The organism is Rheinheimera sp. (assembly GCF_030824435.1).
In the GTDB taxonomy this organism is placed as follows: Bacteria; Pseudomonadota; Gammaproteobacteria; order Enterobacterales; family Alteromonadaceae; genus Pararheinheimera.
In genome coordinates this window covers 81686-108027 of sequence record NZ_JAVBXS010000027.1, presented here as the reverse complement: position 1 = coordinate 108027, position 26342 = coordinate 81686, and the positions used below count along the sequence as shown (strand labels likewise).

The 26342-nt window shown below is 47.7% G+C and carries 23 protein-coding genes; all 23 read right to left on the bottom strand.

What is annotated here, in order from left to right; all coding sequences use genetic code 11:
* On the bottom strand, nucleotides 1–1098 hold the full coding sequence (locus RCH83_RS07195) for a DegT/DnrJ/EryC1/StrS aminotransferase family protein (protein ID WP_306520475.1): 1098 nt from the start codon (nucleotides 1096–1098) through the stop codon (nucleotides 1–3).
* Nucleotides 1098–1961, bottom strand: coding sequence for a glucose-1-phosphate thymidylyltransferase RfbA (gene rfbA / locus RCH83_RS07190; RefSeq protein WP_306520473.1), 864 nt, complete (start codon nucleotides 1959–1961; stop codon nucleotides 1098–1100). Before rfbA ends, RCH83_RS07195 begins: the two co-directional genes overlap by 1 nt.
* Nucleotides 1958–3028: a dTDP-glucose 4,6-dehydratase gene (rfbB, locus tag RCH83_RS07185; protein WP_373689756.1), complete on the bottom strand. Its 1071-nt coding sequence runs from the start codon at nucleotides 3026–3028 to the stop codon at nucleotides 1958–1960. The genes rfbA and rfbB overlap by 4 nt, the downstream gene beginning before the upstream one ends.
* Nucleotides 3029–3079: 51 nt before the next feature.
* Nucleotides 3080–4360 (bottom strand): Vi polysaccharide biosynthesis UDP-N-acetylglucosamine C-6 dehydrogenase TviB, encoded by a 1281-nt coding sequence (gene tviB / locus RCH83_RS07180; RefSeq protein ID WP_306520469.1) that lies wholly within the window; start codon nucleotides 4358–4360, stop codon nucleotides 3080–3082.
* A gap of 10 nt (nucleotides 4361–4370) precedes the next feature.
* Nucleotides 4371–5303: a Wzz/FepE/Etk N-terminal domain-containing protein gene (locus RCH83_RS07175; protein WP_306520467.1), complete on the bottom strand. Its 933-nt coding sequence runs from the start codon at nucleotides 5301–5303 to the stop codon at nucleotides 4371–4373.
* A gap of 18 nt (nucleotides 5304–5321) precedes the next feature.
* The gene (locus RCH83_RS07170) at nucleotides 5322–8120 is read right to left on the bottom strand and encodes an SLBB domain-containing protein (protein ID WP_306520465.1); all 2799 of its coding nucleotides are present in this window, start codon (nucleotides 8118–8120) and stop codon (nucleotides 5322–5324) included.
* A gap of 234 nt (nucleotides 8121–8354) precedes the next feature.
* Nucleotides 8355–9701 carry a UDP-glucose/GDP-mannose dehydrogenase family protein gene (locus RCH83_RS07165; RefSeq protein WP_306520463.1) on the bottom strand — a complete coding sequence of 449 codons (1347 nt, stop codon included), beginning with the start codon at nucleotides 9699–9701 and terminating at the stop codon, nucleotides 8355–8357.
* A 43-nt stretch (nucleotides 9702–9744) separates the two neighbouring features.
* Complete coding sequence (locus RCH83_RS07160) at nucleotides 9745–10767, bottom strand: SDR family oxidoreductase (protein WP_306520461.1); 1023 nt, start codon at nucleotides 10765–10767, stop codon at nucleotides 9745–9747.
* A gap of 125 nt (nucleotides 10768–10892) precedes the next feature.
* On the bottom strand, nucleotides 10893–12023 hold the full coding sequence (gene wecB / locus RCH83_RS07155) for a non-hydrolyzing UDP-N-acetylglucosamine 2-epimerase (protein WP_306520459.1): 1131 nt from the start codon (nucleotides 12021–12023) through the stop codon (nucleotides 10893–10895).
* 274 nt (nucleotides 12024–12297) lie between these two features.
* Entirely contained in the window at nucleotides 12298–12750 is a 453-nt protein-coding gene (locus tag RCH83_RS07150; protein ID WP_306520457.1) for a DUF2802 domain-containing protein, read from the bottom strand.
* Between the two features lie 13 nt (nucleotides 12751–12763).
* A complete protein-coding gene (locus RCH83_RS07145; protein WP_373689755.1) occupies nucleotides 12764–13258 on the bottom strand; it encodes a chemotaxis protein CheW in 495 nt (164 codons plus the stop codon).
* 27 nt (nucleotides 13259–13285) lie between these two features.
* Nucleotides 13286–14050 carry a chemotaxis protein CheW gene (locus tag RCH83_RS07140; protein ID WP_306520455.1) on the bottom strand — a complete coding sequence of 255 codons (765 nt, stop codon included), beginning with the start codon at nucleotides 14048–14050 and terminating at the stop codon, nucleotides 13286–13288.
* Entirely contained in the window at nucleotides 14043–14831 is a 789-nt protein-coding gene (locus RCH83_RS07135) for a ParA family protein (RefSeq protein WP_306520453.1), read from the bottom strand. Before RCH83_RS07135 ends, RCH83_RS07140 begins: the two co-directional genes overlap by 8 nt.
* Complete coding sequence (locus RCH83_RS07130; protein WP_306520451.1) at nucleotides 14832–15824, bottom strand: OmpA family protein; 993 nt, start codon at nucleotides 15822–15824, stop codon at nucleotides 14832–14834.
* A gap of 4 nt (nucleotides 15825–15828) precedes the next feature.
* Nucleotides 15829–16572 (bottom strand): flagellar motor protein, encoded by a 744-nt coding sequence (locus RCH83_RS07125; protein ID WP_306520449.1) that lies wholly within the window; start codon nucleotides 16570–16572, stop codon nucleotides 15829–15831.
* The gene (locus RCH83_RS07120; protein ID WP_306520447.1) at nucleotides 16565–17716 is read right to left on the bottom strand and encodes a chemotaxis response regulator protein-glutamate methylesterase; all 1152 of its coding nucleotides are present in this window, start codon (nucleotides 17714–17716) and stop codon (nucleotides 16565–16567) included. Before RCH83_RS07120 ends, RCH83_RS07125 begins: the two co-directional genes overlap by 8 nt.
* 11 nt (nucleotides 17717–17727) lie before the next feature.
* Nucleotides 17728–19950 carry a chemotaxis protein CheA gene (locus RCH83_RS07115; RefSeq protein ID WP_306520445.1) on the bottom strand — a complete coding sequence of 741 codons (2223 nt, stop codon included), beginning with the start codon at nucleotides 19948–19950 and terminating at the stop codon, nucleotides 17728–17730.
* A gap of 15 nt (nucleotides 19951–19965) precedes the next feature.
* The gene (locus tag RCH83_RS07110; protein WP_306520443.1) at nucleotides 19966–20724 is read right to left on the bottom strand and encodes a protein phosphatase CheZ; all 759 of its coding nucleotides are present in this window, start codon (nucleotides 20722–20724) and stop codon (nucleotides 19966–19968) included.
* A 25-nt stretch (nucleotides 20725–20749) separates the two neighbouring features.
* Nucleotides 20750–21133, bottom strand: coding sequence for a chemotaxis response regulator CheY (gene cheY, locus RCH83_RS07105; protein WP_260657704.1), 384 nt, complete (start codon nucleotides 21131–21133; stop codon nucleotides 20750–20752).
* 41 nt (nucleotides 21134–21174) lie between these two features.
* Nucleotides 21175–21894, bottom strand: a complete 720-nt coding sequence (locus tag RCH83_RS07100) for an RNA polymerase sigma factor FliA (protein WP_306520441.1) — start codon at nucleotides 21892–21894, stop codon at nucleotides 21175–21177.
* Complete coding sequence (locus tag RCH83_RS07095) at nucleotides 21891–22724, bottom strand: MinD/ParA family protein (RefSeq protein WP_306520563.1); 834 nt, start codon at nucleotides 22722–22724, stop codon at nucleotides 21891–21893. The genes RCH83_RS07100 and RCH83_RS07095 overlap by 4 nt, the downstream gene beginning before the upstream one ends.
* 40 nt (nucleotides 22725–22764) lie before the next feature.
* Nucleotides 22765–24192 carry a flagellar biosynthesis protein FlhF gene (gene flhF, locus RCH83_RS07090; RefSeq protein ID WP_306520439.1) on the bottom strand — a complete coding sequence of 476 codons (1428 nt, stop codon included), beginning with the start codon at nucleotides 24190–24192 and terminating at the stop codon, nucleotides 22765–22767.
* Between the two features lie 10 nt (nucleotides 24193–24202).
* Nucleotides 24203–26314: a flagellar biosynthesis protein FlhA gene (flhA, locus tag RCH83_RS07085; RefSeq protein ID WP_306520437.1), complete on the bottom strand. Its 2112-nt coding sequence runs from the start codon at nucleotides 26312–26314 to the stop codon at nucleotides 24203–24205.
* Nucleotides 26315–26342 lie beyond the last annotated feature (28 nt).

Here is a 26342-nt window from a genome sequence, read left to right as displayed (position 1 = left end):
TCAGAGGCACTCCAGCACAAGTTTGGCGACAAAGTTAATTTCAGTTTCAGTTAAGTCGTAATAAAGCGGCAGACATAAAGTCCGGTTGGCGTAATCTTCCGACACAGGGCAAGACTGATAGCCTAAGGTCTGATATGTGGCTAACGTATTGATGGATGGTGCAAAATAACGCCGTGCTGTCACCTGATGTGCCGCCAGATGTTGCATCACCTTGCTTGCTGCCGCAGCAGTTGGGCACAAAATAGGGAAATAAGCACCATTGCTACTGGCGTTTTCGGCCCATAAGGGCGTTTGTAGATAAGGCGACAACAAACGCAGATATTGCTGATAATTTTGCTGCCGTTTTTCCAGAATTTGGTCAATATTATCCAGCACTGCCAGCCCCATGGCGGCATGCACTTCACTCATTTTGCAGTTAATGCCGGGGCCGGAAATAGTGCCGTCTTTGTTATCAATACCAAAATTAATCATCCGCTCAGCACGTTGATATGCATCAGCATCCCGGAAAATAACAGCACCACCTTCGACAGTGTGAAACACCTTGGTGGCATGAAAACTTAAAGTAGCAGCGTCACCAAAACTCAGCACACTGCGACCTGCCAGCTGAATACCAAAAGCATGAGCAGCGTCATAAATCACTTTCAGCTGGTGTTTTGCGCCTATCTGCTCAAAAGCATGCACATCACAAGGATTGCCATACACATGCACCGGCACTATAGCGCTGACCTCTGCACTCAGATCACTGCTCAGCATAGCGGCGGTTGCCGCCGGACTCAGATTAAAACTCTGGGCATCAATGTCGGCAAAACGTGGGGTAATACCTTCCCATAACAAAGAACTGCTGCTGGCAATAAAGGTAAAAGGCGTGGTAATAGCCTGCCCTTTGACATCCAGCGCGCGGTACGCCAGCTGCATCGCGAGCGTGCCGTTGGCCACCAACAATAAATTTTTAACACCAAGGTACTCTTCCAGCCGCACTTTTAATAACTGGCACAAAGGACCATTATTGGTCAGCCAGTTGCGATCAAAAGCCTGCTGTAAATACTGCTGATACTGCGCAAAAGGTGGCTGATAAGGCCGGTTTACCGGAATAGTCATTATTTCACCAACTCAGACAAGTACTGGCCATAACTGTTTTTTTGCATAGTCGCAGCCCTTGATAATAAAAACTCAGCACTGATCCAGCCCTGGTTGTAGGCAATTTCTTCCAGCGCCGCTATTTTAAAACCCTGACGGTGTTCAATGGTTTGCACAAACATACTGGCATCCAGCAAGCTCTCGTGTGTGCCGGTATCCAACCAGGCAAAACCACGGCCGAGCATCTCCATCTGCAAACTGCCTTGCTCCAGATACACCTGATTGACAGTGGTAATTTCCAGTTCACCCCGTGCCGACGGCTGAATGGACTTGGCAATTGCCGTCACCTGGTTGTCATAAAAATACAAACCTGTGGCTGCATAGTTAGATTTGGGTTTGGCTGGTTTTTCTTCAATAGATAATACTTTTTGGTTGGCATCAAACTCGACCACACCAAAACGTTCCGGATCTTTCACCTGATAACCAAAAATAGTGGCGCCATGGCTGCGCGATGCGGCTTTTTTCAGCTTGGGACTAAAACCCTGACCATAAAAAATATTGTCACCCAGCACCAGACAGACAGAATCATTGCCGATAAAGTCTTCACCCAGAATAAAAGCCTGGGCCAGACCGTCGGGGCTCGGTTGTACGGCGTAAGTTAAATGGATGCCAAAATTAGCACCATCACCAAGCAAACGCTGAAAACCGGCCTGATCTTCAGGTGTGGTAATAATTAAAATATCGCGGATGCCGGCCAGCATCAGCACCGACAACGGATAATAAATCATCGGCTTGTCGTAAATAGGTAACAGCTGTTTCGACACGCCCAGTGTAATTGGATATAAACGGCTGCCTGAGCCGCCTGCTAATACGATACCTTTCATTTGTTGCTCCCTGCCCCTAGTCGTTCCAGCTGATAACTACCATCCAGCACCGCCTGCCACCAACTCTGGTTATTTAAATACCACAACACAGTTTTACGCAGTCCGCTGTCGAAACTTTCTTCTGGTTTCCAACCAAGCTCGCGCTCAATTTTGCCGGCGTCTATGGCATAACGCAGATCATGGCCAGGTCTGTCCTGCACATAAGTGATGAGATCGCGATAATGCAACACACCGGCCGGCTTTTCTGGTGCCAGCTCTTCGAGCAGAGCACAGATACTCTGTACCACTTCGATATTCTGTTTTTCGTTATGGCCACCAATATTGTAGGTTTCGCCAACAACACCCCGGGTCACCACCTGATAAAGCGCTCTGGCATGATCTTCGACAAAAAGCCAATCACGCACCTGATTGCCTTTGCCATACACCGGCAATGCCTTGCCGGACAAAGCATTTAAAATCATCAGCGGGATCAGTTTTTCCGGAAAATGATAAGGCCCGTAGTTATTCGAACAGTTGGTCAGCACCACCGGCAAACCATAGGTGCGGTGCCAGGCCCGCACTAAATGGTCGCTGGCCGCTTTAGAGGCTGAATAAGGGCTGCTTGGGGCATAAGGTGTTTGTTCGGTAAACAAATCGTCGGTGCCGTGCAAATCGCCATAAACTTCGTCGGTGGAAATATGATGAAAACGAAAAACGTCTTTTTGCGGCTGTGGCAACTGTTGCCAATAATGACGGCAGGCTTCAAGTAAGGTATAGGTGCCGACAATATTGGTCTGAATAAAAGCAGAAGGTCCGTCAATAGAGCGGTCTACATGGCTTTCGGCCGCCAGATGCATCACCAGATCTGGCTGATGTTGCTCCAGCGCAGCCTGAACACCGGCCGCATCATTAATATCCAGCTGCACAAACTGATACCTTGGACTAGACGCAACAGTGTTCACCGACTCCAGATTGCCTGCATAAGTCAGTTTGTCGAGATTAATCACACTATCCGCTGTGTGTTCAATAATGTAACGGACCAAAGCCGATCCAATAAAGCCGGCTCCGCCGGTGACCAAAATTTTCATCATGTCTCTGTTTTATATCAGTATTAAGTTGGAATTCAGCCCGAAAATCACTCAGAGCCGCAGATCGCTGTCTTGTTGTGGCAGCAGATATTTTAAATCATAAAGAACATGCGACTTTTTACCAAAACTGCGGATGCCGGCCGCGCCAAGCTGTTTAAACTGCTGATGCGCTACGGCGAGGATCACCGCATCATAAGCACCTTGTTCGGGTGTGGATACTGGCGTCAGTTGATATTCGTGCTGAGCTTCTGCCGGGTCAATCCATGGGTCGTAAACATCAGCGGACATACCGTATTCGGTTAATTCGCTCAGAATATCAACCACTTTGGTATTACGGATATCAGGGCAGTTTTCTTTAAAAGTTAAACCCAGCACCAGCACTCTGGCTCCTGACACATTGATCTGCTGTTTGATCATTTGTTTCACAAGCTGAGCCACCACATATTTGCTCATACCATCATTGATACGGCGACCAGCAAGTATCACTTCCGGATGATAACCAATGGCTTGTGCTTTGTGCGTCAGGTAATAAGGGTCAACACCAATACAATGGCCACCAACCAGACCAGGTCTGAACGGCAGGAAATTCCACTTGGTGCCGGCTGCCAGCAACACTTCTTCAGTGTCGATGCCGAGTTTATTAAAAATCACCGCCAGTTCGTTAATTAACGCAATGTTTAAATCACGTTGGGTGTTTTCAATAACCTTGGCTGCTTCTGCCACTTTAATGCTGGATGCTTTATAAGTGCCGGCCAGAATAATGCTGCGATAGACAGAATCGACAAACTCAGCAATGTCAGGGGTTGAACCTGAGGTCACTTTTTTAATGCTGGTGACCCGGTGTTCTTTATCACCGGGGTTGATACGCTCCGGGCTGTAACCGGCAAAAAAATCGCGGTTAAACTTCAGACCGGAAATACGCTCAATCACCGGAATACAGTCTTCTTCAGTGGCACCAGGGTAAACAGTCGATTCATACACCACTATGTCGCCCGGCTTGATCACTTTACCCAGAGTTTCAGAGGCCTTCACCAGCGGTGTTAAATCAGGTTGGCGATGCTCATCAATAGGGGTTGGCACTGTCACTATATAAAAATTGGCTTGTTTTAACTGCTCCAGTTCACAACTGTAACTTAACAGTGCGGCAGCGCGCAGCTCGTCCGGGCTGACTTCGAGTGTGTGGTCTTGTCCACTTTTTAACTCGTCAATCCGGGCTTTATTAATATCAAAACCCAAAGTCGGGTATTTTTTACCAAACTCAACCGCCAGCGGCAAACCGACATAACCCAGGCCGATAACGGCAATTTTGACTTCTTTTATGGTATGCGTCATTCATAACATCCTATTTTGAAGTTGACTGATTAGCCCTACGCAACACCATCGACGACAGGACAACAATACAAAACAACATAAAACTGCCCAAAACTGAACCTAACACGATCACTGATCGCATAGGACCAGCTTTCAGATCAGGCCGGTAAGGTGGATCTATCAGTTTAAATACATAATCAGGCCGGACTGTTGCCATGGTCAACGTTTTGGTATTTTCTTCCAGCAAACCGAATAATAATTCACGAACTTCTGTCACCTGCGTTTCCTGCAGCTTCTTATCAAGATAAGCAATAGTGCTGGTTGCTTCTTTGATGTCATTTCGCCGCATAGCTTCATTTACTTCTGTCACAAAAGCCTGCAGCCATTGCTGAGCTAAATCCGGTGAAACAAATTCAAGCGAAACAGTAATAACGCCTGTTTGTTTTTCCTGAAAAATCACCAAACGTTTCATAAACTGATCGTAAATTTCGTTATTACCAGGCTCAGCGGCCCTCAGTTCCTTGGGTTCACGCACCCAACTTTTGGTTTTAATATCGTAAATCTCTTCGTCATAACTCAGCTCACCCGTTGTTGGGTTCCAGCCATTAGCGGCCATCAAAGCCACAGTCAGATTGTGTTTTTGATTAAACTCGGCGAAAAACTCACGGGATTTCATCAGTTGCAAAGCAATTTGCGATTTTTTCTCGCCACCACCACCCAGACTTAATCCGGCAATAGCCCCCAGGCTGCCAAGCTGCGACGACAGGCCACCACTTTTACCAACGGTTTCGTTGGCCGGCAGTAAAATGGTTTCTGAACGATACTGGTTGGGTAACTGCAAACTAAACCAAATAGCCAGTGCAGCTGCCAGACCACAACAAAATATCACCCACCACTTCAGGCGGAACATCACAGTCACAAACTGTCCCAGCTCCACCTGATCATTTTGTATATGCTGATTCAAAGATACTTTCCTTTGCCGTTAATTCGTCAGGTTATTGACTGCAGCCAACGCCACCACACTTTGCGAGATAATGGCTGTGACTTTGGTCCACAACGACAATCTGGTGGTGTAGTCAGTATCCAGCGGCACTACTATCGTATCGCCTGGCAACAGGGTCTGGTCGGCAACTGCAAACCAGGCGCCTCTGTTGGGTACAAAAACTGAACCATCGGCACGAATCACATAAACACGTTCATCATCCGCACGTTTACGGAAACCACCTGCAAGCTGCAGGTAATCATCCACAGTCATGCCGGCTTTAAATCTGTGACTGGAAGCATGCTGCACTTCACCAACCACTGATACTGTGGTCTGAATATAAGGCACAAAAAGCTCATCCCCTTCTTCCACCAGCAAATCAAATTGTGGTTCGGCGTTGGCAACGGCTTCCAAATCAATAACCAGACGGCCAATAGGTTTGGTTTTTTCAATTTCAGCAATCATCATAATGGCGTCTTCAGGTTTGGTTTGCGCCGTTTCTTCTTCTGCCGACAGGTTCTTGGCAGCAATATCTGAACGCAGTTGTTGCATCAGTTTGTTCAGCTGCATGGTTTCCTGCTCACGAATTTGCGCTCTGGTAAAAATAGCGCCGGAGGCATAAGCATCTGCGGTTAAACCACCGGCTCTTGCCATCACAGAAGATAATTTTTCACCTTGTTGAATGGTATAGGTACCAGGGAAACGAACCTGGCCTGAAATACGGATAGTACGTTCCACATTCCAGTCCGGTACTGCAAACACAGTTAACCTGTCCCGGCTTTGCATTGTTTGTTGTGTTACACCTTGCAACTGGTCAGCCAGATTGACCGAAATATGCTCAATACGCATACCGGACTGGTTTTCTTTTTGACTCATAGCCCTGGTGATCTCAGCTCTTTCCAGATAAGCACCATCATTCAGACCACCTGCAGCCAGAATGGCCTGCACTACAGTGCCATTTTGCACCAGTGGATATTCACCAGGCACCTTTACTTCACCATTCACTGTCAGCAGCTGAGTGGCAGCATTAAATTTGGCTTGTTGTTTTAAGCGTTGCAGCAACGGGTACAATAACTCGGTGCGGGTCAGATGAGCCGACATCTTTAACGCGTCAGCATCAACATAAAGTTTTTTAAACAAGTCAGACAGAATAAATTTCAGATAAGCCCTATGAGCCTCTTTCTGAGGTATTTTTTTCACTTCCGGTGCAACACCGGGTTTGGTTACCTGAGTTTCAATTTTCTCTGACAAAGCGGCAAAAGCCTGACTGCTGATATTAGCCACATCCAGCGCAAATGGCGGTGGTGCATTTTCATCCAGTTCACTTTCAGGCTTGGCAAACAGTTCTTTTTCTTTGTACTGCTTTTTCAGCTTGGTAAACACATAGGTATCCAGCTCAGGCCGGGCATAAGTTTCTTCACCATAATGAAACACCAGCACCAAATCGCGCGCCGATAAGGTCAGGTTGTCAGCACTGCCCGGATCGGTAATGGCTTTACCAAGGTTAAACTGCAATACTTTCAGTTCACCTAAGTCTGACGTTTCCCGCACTACCAGGGCATAATCCAGATCCACAGTTAAATGTAAATCTGACCACAGTGAATTTAACAGGTTGCTGACGCGCATGCCTTCATACCAGGCATATTGACCTGGCCGCACCACAGCACCAGCCATAGTGACCATGTTCTCTACCCTGTTGGAGGTCTGGCCAATACGCAATACATCACCATTTCGTACCAATACCTGCTGATCGGCAGCTTTGGTCAGGTCAAGATTTAATAAGGTGCGTACATTCATGTCGTTAAAGCGTTCAAGCACCACAGAGCGCGGGAAAGCGCCGGCCTTGCTGCCACCGGCCATCTCGACCAGTTGACCCACAGTGTCGCCACTTTTCACTTCATAAAGCGCCGGACGTTGGACCTCACCTGACACTTCTGCCATGGCCTTTACCGGTGCAATAAAAATAACATCACCACTTTGCAGTGGCACATCGGCTCTGGAATCACCACGCAATAACAAACTGTATAAATCAAACTGCGCCACTTCCACACCGGCACGTTTGACACTGATTTCGCGCAAGCTACCAATATCGCTGACACCGCCGGCGACAAAAAGCGCCTGAGTGACACTGGACAAAGCGGAAATGGTATAGCTGCCCGGATATTTGGCTTCACCTGAAACAAACACATTAATAGTACGGAGTTTGCCCATGCTGATTGCGGCTTCCACACCGATATTCTGCTGACTTAACCTGTCAGAAATCAGTGCTTTGGCTTTTTTAAAGGTTAAACCCGCCACATTAAGCGGTGTAAAACCAGGAATATGCACAGAGCCATCTCTGTTGATGGTGACTGTTTCTTCGGAACTTTGTTTGCCATACAGCTGGATCAATAACTCATCGTCCGGCCCCAGAATATAACTGTCCGGCACAGGCACATTATCCACGGGGGCAAAAGTGCTGATGGTAGAGTCAAAGAGTTTCAGACCATAACGCTCTGGTTTGTTTGGATCTTTTTCGTCTTGTTGGTCTTTGTCTTCTTCGTCAAAACGTTCAACAGGCTCAAGAGGATCCGGGATACTGTTTTTATCTTCGGCTTCCTGAAAGGTTTTGCTTTTACTGTCTTTGTTGTCCAGCACAGATAAATCAAAACCATATTGTTTGGCGATTTTTTGTTGTTCAGCTCTTGGCAATTTTTTTAATTGCGCCAGCATGGCAGGCGAAGGGGTCGCCGCAGCAGCCGGCAAAGTAAAAGCCGCCAACATCAAACATAACACCAGTTTTTTCACGAAATCCAACACTGTTTTACTCCAGCTTTTTTATATCCGTATGAGCGCACTATCGGTCTGAATAAATCAGTTTAAGGTGCGTGTCACAAGGGTTTACTGCACACAGGCAAGCTCAGAAAGGCCGCATATTCTACACAGGTTGTAAACCGTTAGGCGAGCCTTTTCCATGTTACTCTTTGTTATTGCGCATCAATTGTTAACACCAATTTAACCCACCCGACAGTTTGTTGTGTCATGCCACCACAACTACTGCGGATACTGCCGGACGCTGTCACCGCGCCCAATGGCGTAATAAGAAAAGCCCAGTTGTTGCATTTTGACCGGATCAAACAGATTACGGCCATCCACTATCACCGGCTGGCGCAAATTCTGTTTTAACTGGTCAAAATCCGGAGATCTGAAGGTTTTCCATTCGGTACAAATCACCAACACATCGGCTTGATGCAAGGCTGCCTCTTTGGTGCCAACCAGCTTTAAATCCGGCCTGATGCCATAAATGCGTTGGGTTTCTTCCATAGCTTCAGGGTCAAAAGCCTGTACCTTAGCGCCGGCAGCCCATAAAGCGTCCATCAGCTCCCGGCTTGGCGCTTCGCGCATATCATCGGTATTTGGTTTAAAACTTAAACCCCAGAGTGCAATAGTTTTCCCGGACAAATCGGCGCCAAAATGCTGTTGAAGTTTCTGAAACAACTTATGTTTCTGTTGGTTGTTCACCGCTTCGACCGACTTTAACAGCGTGGTGTTATAACCTGTTTGTTCCGCAGTACGGATTAATGCCTGTACGTCTTTTGGAAAACAAGAACCGCCATAACCACAACCAGGGTAAATAAAGTGGTAACCAATGCGGGGATCAGAACCAATACCATGGCGAACCTGCTCAATATCAGCACCAAGCAGCTCTGCCAGATTGGCCATTTCGTTCATAAAACTAATTTTGGTCGCCAACATACAGTTGGCGGCATATTTGGTCAGTTCTGCGCTGCGTACATCCATCACAATAATTTTGTCGTGATTACGGTTAAATGGTGCGTACAACTCACGTAAACTTTGTTCTGCCCATGGGTTATCTGTGCCCAGAATAATACGATCCGGCCGCTGACAATCTGCCACTGCAGCGCCTTCTTTTAAAAACTCCGGATTAGACACTACTGCAAACTGAATGTCGGCCTGGCGTTTTGCCAGACTGGCAGCTATCACCGCCTTGACTTTGTCACCCGTGCCCACAGGAACAGTCGATTTATTAATCACAATCTTCGGGCTGGTCATATGTTCGGCAATGCTAGAGGCCACTTTCAGCACATATTGCAGATCAGCAGAGCCATCTTCGTCCGGTGGTGTACCCACAGCAATAAACTGTAACTCGCCAAATTCCACACCAACAGCAGCATCAGTGGTGAACTCAAGTTGTCCTTGTGCCACGCCCTGTTGCACCAGTGCTGATAAACCAGGTTCAAAAATCGGAATAATGCCGGCTTTTAAATCGGCCACCCGTTTTGGATTCACATCAACACAACAAACTTTATGACCGGCTTCGGCCAGCACTGCGGCCTGCACCAAACCCACATACCCAATGCCAAAAACTGTGACTTTCATTCAATATCCCTTTTTGTGAGCTGTACAGAACCGAAGTGGCGGATCATTTTGTGTTATTGCGGATATACCAAGGCATTGCAATGGCAAGACCAGCAGTCAGTGTATGGCCTGGTACATACCCCAGCAGCCTTTCTGCTTTGCTGACATCTGCCTGAGAATGGCGTACATCACCGGCACGAAAATCGCGATACAGGGGTTCTTTGCCATAGTTGGCACCATTGGCGCTGAGCGTTTGCTGAATGGCCTGAAATAAATCATTTAATGTGGTTCTGTCACCCACTGCGACGTTAAACACTTCGCTTTTGCCAAGGGCTGTGGTGGCTGCCAGAATATTGGCCTGAACCGCATTGGCGACAAAACAAAAATCGCGGCTGGTTTCACCATCACCATTGATCGCAACATCTTCGTTCGCCAGCATGGCAGCTGTCCATTTGGGGATCACAGCGGCATAAGCGCCATTGGGGTCCTGCCTTGGGCCAAACACATTAAAATAACGCAGGCCTGTACTGTGAAAACCATAACAACGGGAAAATACATCGGCGTATAACTCATTCACATACTTGGTCACGGCATAAGGTGACAAAGGGTTGCCAATATTTTCTTCTACTTTGGGCAAAGCCGGATGATCGCCATAAGTAGAACTGGATGCAGCATAAACAAAACCTTGTACACCCGCTTCTTTGGCTGCCTGCAACATATTAAGAAAGCCGTTGATATTGGTGTTATTAGTGGCCAGCGGGTCGTTGATCGAACGTGGTACTGAACCTAAAGCCGCCTGGTGCAACACATAATCGACGCCGGCAACAGCAGCCTGACAGTCACTCAGTTCGCGGATGTCGCCTTCAATAAAACGAAACCCCTGCCACTGCGCCGGGCTGACTAAAGCCTGCACCTGCTGCAGATTATGTCTGTGGCCGGTGGCAAAATTATCAAGTCCAACGACCTTCTGATCCAGTTTTAATAATGTTTCTAATAAGTTAGAGCCAATAAAACCGGCACACCCCGTCACCAGCCAGGTTTTTGGCGTTGCTATCAGTTGCTGCTGACGTTGTTCAAATGTATTCATAACTCTCTCTGCTGTCCTTGTTGCTGTGCATTCAGTTGCTGTTTTTTTACCACATGAAGCTGAACACCCGGCACAGATAAACACAGTGGTGGCAAAACCACTGTGTCCTGCTCCACTGTAATTAATTATTTCACAAAATAAGCTTTGATAGCCTCAACAATGCGGCTACAAGCCTGACCATCACCATATGGATTATGGGCAAAACTCATGGTCTGATAATAATGACTATCGGTCATCAGTTTACTGACTTCATTAACAATTTTGTCTTTGTCAGTACCCACAAGTTTAACTGTGCCTGCGGCAACAGCTTCAGGCCGCTCTGTGGTGTCGCGCATCACCAGCACAGGTTTACCTAAAGAAGGCGCTTCCTCCTGAATACCACCTGAGTCGGTCAGTACCAGATAACTGCGGCTCATTAAATAGACAAAAGGTAAATAATCCTGAGGTTCGATCAGATGCACATTTGAAGCGTTGCTGAGTAAACGGAATACAGGTTCACGAACATTCGGGTTTAAATGTACCGGATACACAATGTCGGCATCAGGGAATTGTTCAGCAATAGCTTTTAGCGCAGCGCAGATGTTTTCAAAACCAGCACCAAAACTCTCACGGCGATGGCCTGTGACCAGAATCAGCCTGCGACCATCCTGACCATACGGAAATTTGCTGGCAAAATCGCCCGACAGCTGCGGGTCGGCATCAATTTTAGCGACCACCTGATGTAATGCGTCAATAACAGTATTGCCTGTGACAAAAACTTTAACCGGATCGACATTTTCAGCAAGCAGGTTATGCTGTGAGGTGGCGGTAGGGGCAAAGTGTAAAGTGGTAATAGCACCGGTTAAACGGCGGTTAGCCTCTTCCGGCCATGGGCTGTAAATATTGCCGGTACGCAAACCTGCTTCCACATGACCTACCGCTGTTTTTTCATAATAACAAGCCAGGGCAGCAGCAAAAGTGGTGCTGGTGTCGCCATGCACCAGAACTATGTCAGGCTGGAAATCTCGCAGCACAGGTTTGATGTTTAATAAAATACTGGTAGAGACATCATATAAATCCTGACCAGCTTTCATAATGGCCAAATCATATTCAGGCACAATATGAAACAGCTTCAGCACCTGGTCGAGCATTTCACGGTGTTGTCCTGTTACACAAACACGGCTGTCGATGGCGGGGTCTTGTTTTAATAAATTCACCAGCGGCGCCATTTTAATGGCTTCAGGCCGGGTTCCAAACACACTGAGTACCTTTAACATAAGCAGATTCCGTAGCTTAGCCGTAAATAATTTGCAGCTTATCAAACCTCAGCTGAAAGTAACAGCATTGTGCTCGCCGATACTGCAGCTAAACACAGCATTGGCAAGGCTTTTCAGCACAATAGCGGGGACAAAAGTTGGCATGGCATTGCCGGCAGACAGATAAAAGCTAAAGCTTAGGGATAAAAACAAATGGGCGACTGGCGGCGTAGTTTCGTATCTACAACTTTCGCTAAATTAGTCTCGACTTGATTTGACACAACAAGCGCAGGCATCAGCCATTTTGCTGACGATGCAGATTGAGTAATAACTCAGCTTCGGCACGCGGCAATTCACATTCCTGCATAATTTCTTCAAGGCCGGCGCCTAATTGCACCATTTTCATCGCCCTGCTATAGAGTTTGGATTCGGGATCCGCCAACTGAATTTTTTGCTGATGTTCTGACAACTGCTCAAGTTCGGATGCCAGCGTCTGCTGATGCAACTGCATTTGTTGTAACAGCCGTTCGGCAGTCAGAATACGTTGCCCCACACCAATAACACCATTTCTGAGTTCTTCTACTTCTGCACGGCTCAGATTCAGCGCTTGCTGCAACTCTTCCATGCGTGCGACCAACAACAGATGCTGTTGTTGTTGTATTCTGTGTTGCCAAAAAACAACAAAAACCAGCAGTATTGCTACTGCCGGTACTACGGCGAGAGTTAACCATTCGATAGGAAAAGACACGGGGAGGACCTGATTAAATACTGGTAATTTCGTCCCACTCTTCATCAGTCAGTAGTTTGTTCAGGTCAACCAGGATCAGCAATTCGCCATCGCGGTTTGATACACCCTGAATAAACTTAGCGCTTTCATCAGTGCCTACATTAGGTGCCGTGTCAATTTCTGAACCACGCAGATAAACAACTTCAGCCACGCTGTCGACCAAAATACCAATCACTTGTTTATCGGCTTCAATAATTACAATACGGCTGTTTTCAGTCACGTCTGTTGGCGGTAAACCAAAACGTGAACGGGTGTCAATGACTGTCACCACATTACCGCGCAGGTTGATAATACCAAGTACATAAGAAGGCGCACCAGGTACCGGAGCTATATCGGTGTAGCGCAATACTTCCTGCACCTGCATCACATTAATACCGTAGGTTTCTTCCTGCAGCTTAAAAGTCACCCATTGCAGCACGACATCATTCTGTTCTTTGGTATTGCCTGCTTGCGCCATTAAATTGCTCATGAATCGCTCCTCTCGCTTGGTCCGTGCTTAGTCTGAACTGCCTGCGCCCTGCGCGAGCAACGCAATCAAGGCATCTACATCTAACAAAGCACACATATGTTGTTTAATCAATCCGGCTAACCATGGGCGTTTCCCTTGCGCGGCGCGCCATTTTACGTCTTCTTGTTCTAAGGCCACTGTGTTGATCAAAGACTCACAGGCAATACCCCATGAACTTTTGCCCAGCATAATAACATATTGATAGTTTAGACTTTCTGCCAGTTGTTGGTCATACTTTTCTGGCATGACCCACATAGCGGTATCAACAACGTTGATTTTCTGCTCGCGGTATAACATCACGCCTTTATACCAAACAGGTTTACCAGGCAAAGTGTTGATACTGGTGATCTGATGGATGCCACCAAGCTCTTTTAGCGGTAATGCCACTTTTAAGCCGGCCACTTCAAAAAATAATGCCTGAAAACGCCCCTGCCGGTATTCTTTTACCACGGCTTGCACTGGCGGCATTGGCGGTGGAACTTCTTTTTTTGGTAACAACACCGGCGCCACTTTTGCCACTGGGACAACTGCGGCAGGTTTAACAATTTCAGCGGTAACTTTTGCTTCAGCTCTGGCTTTGGCCACTGCCGGAGCTACCTGCGCAGGTGCAGTAGTGACTGTCGACAACAGCTGATTCAGCTGCTGTTTTTTCACATCAACAACAGCAGTTTTTACCTCAGGCTCCTGCTCTTCCGTCAGCAGAGCAGCCAGATAATTGCGCATCACTTTATGACTGGCAACCAGATCACTCATGCACGGACTCCGGGCTCAGCTGCAATAAATAAGTCAGCAATGTATTGTAAGCAAAAACCCCACGGGATTTTGGCGCATACACTGGTGGCGGCGTTTGCGCCAGACTGGCATCACGCATCTTGGTGTCTATCGGAATAACTGCTGACCAAACCAAATCATGGTATTTGGCTTTCAGTTCTTTATATGCTTCCAATGACGCCTTGGTGCGCTTGTCGTACATGGTCGGCACTATGGTGAACTGGTAACCCGGCTGATTACTGCTTTGCATCAACTGCATCGTTGCCAGCATGCGATCCAGACCTTTCAGCGCCAAAAATTCGGTTTGCACCGGTATCAGAATTCTGTCGCAGGCCGCCATCGCATTGACCATCAACACCCCAATCACCGGCGGACAGTCAATTAACACATAATCATATTCGTCAGCAATTTTCGCCAGCGCCTTTTTTAAAATAAGGCCCATACCACCTTTATCACCTAACGATCTGTCGAGTGTGGCAAGCGCCATAGAAGATGGCAGAATATCCAGATTATTCATGCCACTTGGGCATAACGACTGCATAATTTCTTCTTTGCTGATCGTTTTGCCCCGGATAAAAATGTCATACACACTGTTTTCCAGCTCTTCAGCGTCAATACCAAAATAATAGGTTAACGAAGCATGTGGATCTGTGTCGATCAATAATACCCTGTTGCCACGCTCAGCCAGCAGCGCGCCTAAAGTGACAGTGGTGGTAGTTTTACCTACACCACCTTTTTGATTTGCAATAGTCCAAACGACCAATTAATTATTCCCGCTTTTTTGTTCAGTGTCGTCCGCCTTGGTTGGCGGCGCAGATGTAATTCTAATTCCACCATGAGGCAAACGAATGACATGGATGGTGCCATCTTCGGCCGGCAAAGTTGTGGCCTGTTGCAGCACTTTTTGCAGTTCAGCCGGCGTTGCCTCTGACGGTAACTGTTGTTGTACTTTGAGCGGCCTTGCTGCAAATTTGGAAATTGCAATCACCACCTTGCGGTTCTCTGCCCGCCCTTGTTCAGTGCTGTTGTCGGCAAAAGGAGCAAATTCACCATAACCTTCAGCGGCCAGCCGCTCAGGGCGCACGCCCAAACGTTGTAACTCGCGTAAAATGGCCGTTGCACGCGCCATCGACAGTTCCCAGTTTGACGGGAAAATCTCATTGCTCATCGGCTGATTGTCGGTATAACCGCGCACCCGCACTACATTAACGGTCTGGTTCAGAATACCCACAATCTCTTTTAATAACACTTCTGCGGTTGATGTTTGCACTGCACTGCCGCTTGGAAATAACAAACCGCTGTTAAGCTGAATGGTCAGCCAGTCTTCATCGTTTTCAACCTTGGCAACCCCCTGCTCTATCAGATTTGCCAGCGATTGAGTCAACTGTTCCTGTAGCGATACCAGCGGATTTCCAAACTTTGGATCCTGTTGGGTGGTCTGCTCTTTGGCATCAGCAACAATCTCAGGGCCTGTCGCAGTTTCTAATGATGAACCAAACTTCTGATAATCACTGCGCGGTTTGTTATCCGTTAGCACATCCGGCCCTTTCACGCCGGTTTCTGCCACTGGCGCTTTTTCAAATACCTGAGATAAGGTGGTAGAAATTGTTTTAAATTTTTCTTCTTTGGCAATAGCCAGTGAATACAACACCACAAAAAGCGCAAACATCAGCGTGACGTAATCTGCATACGAAACCAGCCAGCGGTCAAGCGGCTCCTGGTCCATTTGCTGATGACGCTCACGATAACGATACATAAATTCAACCAACCCGGTAAGCGGCAAGTTTGCGTTCAATTACCCGCGGATTTTCGCCATTGGCGATAGACACTACCCCTTCAACAATCAGCTCCTGATAGAGGGTGCGCTGAATAACCACGCTCTTGAGTTTGTTGGCAATAGGGATAAACACCAGATTAGCAAAGCCCACACCGTAGACTGTTGCGACAAAAGCAGTGGCAATACCATTGCCCAATAACTCTGGTTTGTCGATGTTTTGCATTGCCTGAATAAGGCCAAGCACAGCACCCAGTATGCCGATGGTTGGGCTATAACCGCCCATAGCTTCATAAATACGCGCCGAACGCATTAAACGTTCACGTTCAAGTGTTAATTCGGCATCCAGTGCATCTTGCAAAATGGCTGGCTCTACACCATCAACCAATAAATTCAATGCATTGTGTAAAAATGGGTCAGTTTCCTGCAGCGCTTCAGCTTCCAGTGATAAAAAACCATTACTGCGTGCTGCAGTACCCCAGTTGATCAAGCGCTCCACCGTGGCATTAAGCGGCACATACTGTGCACGGAACACCCAGGACAACATTTTGATCCCCACGGTAAACTGTGGCAAAGGTGTCTGAAATAGCACAGCACCTAAGGTTCCACCCAGCACTATGACCAGCGCAGGCATATCAAATAAGGTTGATAACTCACCACCATGCAAGGTATAGCCGCTGGCAATAGCTGCCAGGCCTAAAATCAGACCAGCAACAGAAAGTTTATCCATGACCTACTTCCGCCATTATTTTACCGGCGACATCAGGCAGACTTACTTCTACATCTGTTAAACCTGCGCTGGTAACAGCCTGCGGCATGCCATACACCACACAGCTGGCTTCGTCCTGCGCCCAGATTTTAGAACCAAATTGTTTCAGCAGACGACAGCCATCACGGCCATCCGAGCCCATGCCGGTCAGTACTATAGCAAGTACCTTGTCACTGAATACTTTTGCTGCGGTGCCAAAGGTGATGTCCACACTGGGTTTAAAAGTAATACGCGGTGAATCATCATCTTTAATACGTAATTTGGCCTGATTTTCCGAGCCTTCCACCAGCATTTGTTTACCACCTGGGGCCAGATAAGCAACACCTGGTTTTAACAGGTCGCCATCAACGGCTTCACGCACTTCAATTTTTGCCAGCGAATTTAACCGGCTGGCAAAAGCCCCGGTAAAAGCCGCAGGCATATGTTGTACCAAGACTATTGGCAATGGGAAATTGGCAGGAAGTGCGGTAATAATAGTCTGCAGCGCAACCGGACCTCCGGTGGAGGTGCCAATTGCCAACAATTTGTAATTTTTACCTGAAGCTTTAAAGGGCCGTTCCGGTGTTGCCTCTGAGCTTTCGTTACGTTCCGGACTTCTCAGTAACTCAGCGCGGGCTAATGGCGTACGGGCAAGCGGAGCCGGCGTAGTTCTTGCGGCAGGTGCGGCAGCAGGCGTTGTCGCTGCAGTTGTCGGGCGAACAAATAACCGCCGGCGTGCAACAGCCTTCACCCTTTGCCGCAGTACCTCAATGGCTTCGCCTTTGTCACGGGCAATATCTTCAAACTTTTTCGGCAGAAAATCGACAGCGCCAGCGTCCAATGCATCCAGTGTTGCTTTAGCGCCAGCATGGGTCAAAGAAGAGAACATCAGGATAGGCACCCTTTGTTGCTTCAGAATTTCCCGTACCGCCGCAATGCCGTCCATCACCGGCATCTCGACATCCATAGTGATAACGTCTGGTTTTAACTCCATCGCCTTTTCGACTGCTTCTTTACCGTTATTGGCTGTGCCAATCACGGTAATTTCCATGTCACCTGCCAGAATTTCAGTCAGACGACGACGGAAAAAGCTCGAATCATCTACCACTAATACCTTGATCGACATAGATGACTCGCTTATGAAGTTAAATTGTTAAACCGGTCAAACTTTATCTTTGATTTTTTCGCGTAATGTTTGAGTAAGTTTGGTACGTCAAGAATTAATGCAATACCACCGTCTGAGGTAATGGTTGCACCTGCCATGCCTGGTGTGCCTTGCAATAAAGCATCCAAAGGTTTAATAACCACTTCTTCCTGACCAACCAGAGAGTCCACGACAAAACCTACTTGTTGGGTACCCAGCTGCACTATCACTACATGACCCTGTTCCCTGCGTAGTTTCTGGTTTGAACCTCGCACCAGCCAGTGCTCGAGATAAAACAGCGGTATGGCTTTATTACGCACCACAATCGTCAGCTGACCATCCACAATATTTGTTTTGGATAAATCGAGGTGGAATATCTCGTTGACTGTTGCCAGCGGTAACGCAAAGGGTTGTTTTCCAACAATAACCATTAAAGTTGGCAGTATCGCCAGCGTTAAAGGCACTTTAATTTCCAGCAAGGTGCCCTGACCCAGCTTGGAATGAATATGCACTGTACCGTTTAATTGGTTGATTTTGGTTTTCACCACATCCATACCAACACCACGGCCGGAAATATCTGAAATTTGCTCTTTAGTAGAGAACCCAGGCGCAAAAATCAGGTTAAAAGCTTCGGTATCCGACATCCGTGCTGCTGCATCCGGATCTAACACCCCACGTTTGATGGCGATAGACTTCAGTTTTTCCGGATCCATACCAGCACCATCATCCTGAATGGTTAACAGTATATGGTCACCTGCCTGCTGCGCCGCCAGTTTGACCAAACCAGTACGGGGTTTGCCATTTTTGGCACGCACATCAGGCATTTCAATACCATGGTCAACCGAGTTACGCACTAAGTGCACCAGCGGATCGGCTAAGGCTTCAACCAGGTTTTTATCTAAATCTGTTTCTTCACCTTCAAGCTCAAGGTTAATTTCTTTTTGTAACGAACGGGCTAAATCACGCACAACCCTGGGGAAACGACCAAACACCTTTTTGATAGGCTGCATCCGGGTTTTCATTACAGCGCCTTGCAGATCGGCTGTCACTACATCCAGATTTGAAATGGCTTTGCTCATTTCTTCATTCTGAGCAACAGTTGACAGACTAACCAGACGGTTACGCACCAGCACCAGCTCACCAACCATGTTCATGATTTGGTCAAGACGTTTGGTGTCAACCCGCACTGTAGTGTCAGCGGCTGCGCCTTTGCTGTCGTCACCATCTTTGTCTTTTGCAATCACAGGTGGCGCTTTTACTACTTCGGCAGCCTTGGCAGGCTCAACAGCTTTAGCAACAGGCGCTGCAGCTTTTGCAACTGGCGCAGCTGTTGGCGCTGCAGCCTTAGCGATATCAACGGAGCCTACCGGCGCTTTGCCTTTGCCATGTAATTCGTCTAATAAAGATTCAAACTCATCATCACTAATGTCATCTGCAGCTTTGGCAGCTGCAGGTTGTGCCGGCGCAGCTGCCGGCGCTTTTGCCGCAGGCGCAACATCATGGCTGGCTGGCACAAAAGACCCCTTGCCGTGCAGCTGATCCAGAATGGCCTCAAATTCATCATCAGTGATGTCATCAGACGCCGAAGCAGTAATGACAGGCGCTGCAACAGGTTTTGCTACAACCGGCTCTGAGCGGCCTGGAGCTGCAGTGCCATGCAGTTCGTCGAGCAGACGTTCAAATTCGTCTTCAGAAATATCATCAATAGCATCGGATGCTGTTTCTGCGCCGCCTTCAACTTCAAGTGAGACTGCAGCGTCAAATGTATCCATGCTCATTTCAGGTTCAGCCACAGCGACCACAGGTGCTGCAACTGCATCTTCCGACTCAGGTTCACTCAGACGGTGTAAGGCATGCAATAATTCAGGAGAAGCAGGTTCGAGCGGTTGCCGGTTCTGTACATTGGCAAACATTTCATTAATAGCATCCAATGCCTGCAGAATGACATCCATCAGTTCGGATGTGACACGTCTTTTACCGGTACGCAAAATATCAAATACGTTTTCCGCACCATGACATGCATCCACCAGTTCTGTCAGCGACAAAAATCCGGCACCACCTTTTACCGTATGAAAACCACGAAATATTGCATTTAATAAGCTGGCATCGTCGGGATTATTTTCTAGTTCGACCAACTGCTCCTGCAACAGCTCAAGGATCTCGCCGGCTTCGACTAGGAAATCCTGTAAAATGTCCTCATCTAAATCAAAGCCCATGCTACCGCACCTCTCTTAAAAACCTAAACTCGATAATAAATCATCAACGTCGTCCTGGCCGTGCACCACATCGTCACGCAACTGGGCGTCAATAATAGGGCCTTCAGCTTCATGGCCTGCTTTTGGTTTTTTCGCAACCACAGGAGCAGGTTTGTCCAGTACAGGTAAATTTTGATGACCAAATGCAGTTAACAGCCCAATCAGACTGTCTTCGACTTCACGAACCAGCTCAATAACACGACGTAATATTTGTCCGGTCAGGTCCTGATAATCCTGAGCCATCAATACTTCCGTCAAGGATGTTTGTAAGGCTGTGGCATCCGCAGAAGCTTGATTCAAAAAACCGTTTAGACTATGACATAACTCTTTGAATTCACCAACTTTCATATCCCGACTCATCAGTCGTTGCCAGCCTGGCAGTATGTGCGAAATACCGGAATTCAATTTATCGGCAATAGGAAGACAAGACTCGACTGCATCCATGGTTTTATTGGCGGCCTGCTCTGTCATGTCAATCACATGATTCAGGCGGCGTTTTGCATCAGGAATGTCTTCGGTGAGTAAATTATCAATGGCAGGGTCAACCTGAAAACTTTTCAGGGAATCATGTAACTGACGGGTAAGTTTACCCACTTCGGCGAACAACTCGGAGGAGCCGGGCACTGCAAGCCCCTGCACAAGTTCATTTGCAGCTTCCTGCTGCTCCATTTCCAACAACTGCACAAGCTCACGAGCCTGTTCCAAGGTGATCATAGGTGCCGTAATTGCAGACATGGCGCCACTCCTTTGTCAGATACGGTTAACCTAAGCGTTCAAAAACTTTCGACAACTTCTCTTGTAAAGTGGCTGCAGTAAATGGTTTGACGATATAACCGTTCACACCGGCCTGGGCGGCTGCAATAATTTGTTCTTTTTTTGCTTCCGCAGTCACCATCAGCACCGGGATATGTTTCAGTCGGGCATCGGCTCGAATAGCTCGCAGCAAATCAATACCTTGCATGCCCGGCATATTCCAGTCAGTCACGACAAAATCGAAATCGCCGTTTTGCAACATAGGAAGTGCAGTGCTGCCATCATCTGCTTCCGAAACATTGGTAAAGCCAAGATCGCGTAACAGATTTTTGATGATGCGTCTCATAGTAGAAAAATCGTCTACCACAAGAATTTTCATATTCTTATCCAAAATCCCCTCCGACGAGATACCTCAATGGTTATTCTCAAGTATTACAACCAGTCTTGCATCCGGGCTCTTAACCGCACCAGCGCCTGACTATGGATTTGACTGACACGAGATTCGCTGACGCTTAACACTTCGCCAATCTCTTTCAGATTAAGTTCGTCATTATAATATAGCGACAATACTATTGCTTCCCGCTCAGGTAAGCTACTGATATTTTTTATTAAAGCCTGCTGAAACGAATCATTAGCCTGCTCTTCATATAAATGATCATTTTCACGATCATCTGCAGTCACTAATGCATCGTCGGTGATACCTAAATCTTCGATACCAATGATGCGACCACTGCTGACGTCACTCAGCATGTGGTGGTATTCATCTAAAGTTATATCAAGTTTTTCAGCAACTTCAACATCTTTTACGTCTCGTCCGAGTTCTGCTTCGAGTTCGGCTATTGTTTCAGCAATCAGACGCGCATTACGGTGCACTGAACGGGGCGTCCAATCGCCACGGCGAATTTCATCAAGCATAGAACCGCGGATACGGATACCGGCAAAGGTTTCAAAACTGGCACCTTTAGTGCCATCAAAATTTTTGGCCGCCTCAATCAAACCTATCATACCGGCCTGAATTAAATCATCTACCTGAACACTGGCGGGTAACCGCGCCAACAGGTGGTATGCAATACGTTTAACCAGCGGAGCGTGCTTCTCCACCAGCAGTTGCATCTGATTAGCAGCACCGTAGGCTGCGAGGCGATTATTCACGCCATACCCCGTGGTTCATGTTGCGATTGCACAAGTTGCTCAAGGAAAAACTCCAGATGACCCGAAGCACTTGGTGGCACAGGCCACTGCACGGCACGGGTGGCCAGTGTTTTGACTGCCAGCGATGCCGGCGTTTTTGGAAAGGCTTCAATAAAGGCTTTTTGTTTTCTGGCGGCTTTTCGCACATTTTCATCAAATGGAATAGTAGCCACCAGCTCAAGAGTGACATCAAGAAACCTATCTGTCACCCGGCTTAATTTGGCAAAAAGCTCCTGCCCTTCTTTTAAACTGCGCACCATATTGGCGACAATTTTAAACTTTTGCACTGCGTGCTCCCGGCTCAGGATTTTCATCAAGGCATAAGCATCAGTGATAGAAGAAGGTTCGTCACAAACCACCACCAACACATCCTGCGAAGCGCGGGAAAAACTTAACACCATATCTGAGATACCGGCAGCAGTGTCCACCAACAACACATCAAAAGAAGTTTTTAATTCACTAAAAGCGCGGATAAGGCCAGCATGCTCGGCCGGGCTGAGCTCCGTCATCGACTGAGTACCCGAAGTGGCAGGCACAATTTTGATGCCAAAAGGTCCGGTTACCAAAATATCGTCAAGTTCAGCTTCACCGGATAACACGTGGGATAAATTGCGTTCGACTCTCAGGCCAAGCATGACGTCACAATTGGCTAAACCAAGGTCGGCGTCCAGCACCAACACTTTTTTACCCATTTGTGCCATTGCCATGGCAAGGTTCAGTGTGACGTTGGTTTTACCCACCCCACCTTTACCGCCAGTGACCGCTATTACTTTGACCATACGCTGTTTCATTCTTCTCAGGCCACTGGCTTGATCGTAAGTTAATTCATGATTATGCATAGGTTGCTTCCGTCCGGGTCAAACCATCCTGATACCACTGATGTCCCGAACAATTGTGGGCCATGCGTAATTGTTCTGCCTGCGTCACCATTGCTGTTGCTTCAGCAATATCGATATCTTCCGGAACCCGTTGACCGTTGGTCAAATAACTGACAGGTAACGCATTTTGAATAGCAACGTTGATAATTTCACCCAGACTTAAGCATTCATCAAGTTTGGTGAAAATACAACCTGCCAGTGAAATTCGTTTAAAGTGGTCAACAGTTTCCTGCATAACCCTTGCTTGTGATGTTGCTGACAATACCAGATAACTCTTTATTTTGACACGCGAATTATGTACCAGAGCCGACAGATTTTCCGCCAGACGAACGTCACGCTGACTCATGCCTGCGGTGTCGATTAAAATTAACTTACGTTGTTGTAACTGAGTTAACAATAATGTCAGCTCTTCGTGATCTTTGGCCTGTTTCACCGGACAACCGATAATACGGCCAAAAGTAGCTAACTGTTCAAAAGCGCCAATACGGAAAGTATCAGTGGTAATCAGCGCCACCTGGTCTGCACCATGACGTTTGGCAAACTGAGCAGCCAGTTTGGCAACAGTGGTGGTTTTACCAACACCTGTCGGACCGACCAAAGCTATGACACCGCCACGACGCATAATGTCGTCGTTGGTGGTCGTCAGTTGACCGGCCAGCAATTCCAGCGCACAGCTCCATGCGTCACGGTCGCTGATATCTTCCGGCATAAAACAGGCAAGCTGGTCAGCCATGGCTTCAGATAAACCCAGCTGCATCAGCTGTTCAATCACTAAAGCCCGCACCGGCTCGCGTCTTGCGAGGTCTTGCCACATCAAACCTGACACCTGATGCTGCAGCAATTGTTTCATCGACTGCATTTCCTGGCGCATCACGTCAAATTGTTGCTGCATCAGACTGGCTTGTTGTTTTTGTTGTGCTGATAATTCCTGCAGATTTGGCCCTGGAACGACAGAATTCTGACGTTCAGCAGCAAGTACAGTTGGTTTTATCGAGTTTTGACGTTGCGGCTGTGTCATACCAGCCCGATGTTGCGCCAGCGGATTGACGCTGGCTGACTGTGCTTCCGGCGCTGCTTTTTGTTGTTTAATCATCTGGCGGGCCAATAAAGCGCGCAGCGAGTCGGCAGGTTCGGCTTCTTCTTCATCATCACCGACCCGGATATCCAGGCGGGGGCTGCCGGCAACTTTAACGGCGGCAATAGCTTCTGGTGCTGCGGCCTGCGCTTTGGCTGGCGCGGCTTCCGGGTCAACAGCTGCAACAATTTCAACACCACCTGCCACTTTTTTGTTGGACAAAATAATGGCATCCGGACCCAGAAACTCTTTAACCTCAGTTAAAGCTGTCCGCATATCTTTGGCTACAAAACGTTTAATTTTCATCTTTTAACTCCTAACCCGCCTGTCCTACCACACTGACGATCCGGACCTGTTTGTCATCCGGAATTTCCTGATAGGACAATACCCGCAGTCCTGGAATAGTGTATTTCACAAATCGTGCCATCACTGAGCGCAGTATGCCGGAAGTTAATAAAACCGCTGGTTCACCACTCAGCTCCTGCTGCTGACTGGCTTCTTTAAGCGAATTCTGGATACGTTCAGCAAGGCCAGGTTCAATACCGGAACCGTCATTACCAGCCGCCTGCATCGACTGATGTAACATCTGTTCAAGCTCAGGAGCAAAAGTCATCACAGCAATTTCAGTCGCTGAACCTGCCACTTCCTGCACTATTAAACGACGCAGCGCTATACGACAGGCGGCAGTCAACACGTCGATATCCTGACTGCGGGCGCCATAATCGACCAGCGTCTGCACTATGGTACGCATATCGCGAATAGGCACACCTTCATGCAACAGGTTTTGCAACACTTTCACCACTGCTGTCAGTGGCATGGTATCCGGCACCAGTCCTTCCACCAACTTGGGAGAGGTTTTTGCCAGCATATCCAGCAGATTCTGTACTTCTTCATGGCCCAGTAAACTGGCGGCATTGTTACTTAAAATCTGACTTAAATGAGTTGCCACTACAGTTGCGGCATCCACCACTGTATAACCCAGAGTTTGTGCATGCTCGCGCTGATTTTTCGGGATCCAGACCGCTTCCAGGCCAAAGGCCGGGTCGCGGGTAGCTATGCCTTTGACTGTGCCAAACACCTGCCCCGGGTTAATGGCCAGCTCGTTGTCATGGCGAAGCTCAGAACTACCACTGGTGACTCCCATTAAAGTAACCCTGTAGGTGTTGGGTTCCAGGTCCAGATTGTCGCGGATATGCACCGCAGGCACCAGAAAACCCAGTTCTTGTGATAGTTTTTTTCTAACCCCTTTAATACGGGTCAACAGCTCCCCGCCCTGAGATTTATCCACCAGCGGAATTAAGCGGTAACCCACTTCGAGGCCGATAATATCGACCGGCTGGACATCGTCCCAGCTGATTTCTTTTTGCGGCTGAATATCTGCACCAGCACCAGGCACCAGTTCGGCTTTGCCGCGGCCGACCAATTCACTTGCAGGGTTTTTCTTCTGATGTTGCAGGAAATACGCAGCGCCACCGACAACAGCAGCCAGAGACAGGAAGGCAAAATGCGGCATACCTGGCACTATGCCCATAATAAATAACAAAGTCGCAGCAACAGTCAGCACTTTAATATTGCCAAGCTGACCCGACATCTGCTCGCCCATATTGGTGTCTTTATTCTGGCGCGTCACAATAATGGCGGTACCAATAGACAACAATAAACCAGGGATCTGTGCCACTAAACCATCACCTATGGTCAGCAAGGTGTAAATTTCTAAAGATTCACTAAAAGGCAAATCGTGTTGGATCATGCCGATAAACAAACCACCAATCAGGTTGATACCCACAATAACTAAACCTGCAATGGCATCACCCTTCACAAACTTGGTGGCACCGTCCATAGAACCATAAAAGTCCGCTTCAGCCGTCACTTCATCCCGGCGTTTACGCGCCTGATCCTGATCGATAAAACCTGAGTTTAAATCGGCATCTATCGCCATTTGTTTACCTGGCATAGCGTCCAGCGTAAAACGGGCCGTCACTTCAGCAATACGGCCTGCACCTTTGGTCACCACCACAAAGTTGATGATAATAAGGATTAAAAACACCACAATACCGACTGCAAAGTTGCCGCCGATCACCACGTGACCAAAAGATTCAATGACAGCACCGGCCGCGCCAGGGCCATTATGACCTTCCAGCAATACCACCCTGGTACTGGCCACGTTCAGTGCCAGCCGCAAAATAGTGGCCACCAACAAAACAGAAGGGAAAATGGCAAATTCCAGCGGTTTTCTGACGTAAATAGTCACCAGTAACACCACCAGCGCCAGCGCAATATTAAAAGAGAACAACACATCAAGCAGTATCGGTGGCATTGGCAATACCACCATGGCCAGTGCCGCCATAATTAACAGGGGGGTGGCAATGCCTTTGGCATGTTGCAGGTGACTGCGGTCAAATTTGCTGAACGCTGAAGGTAGTTGCATAAAAAGCCTGATAAAAAATTGACGCTAT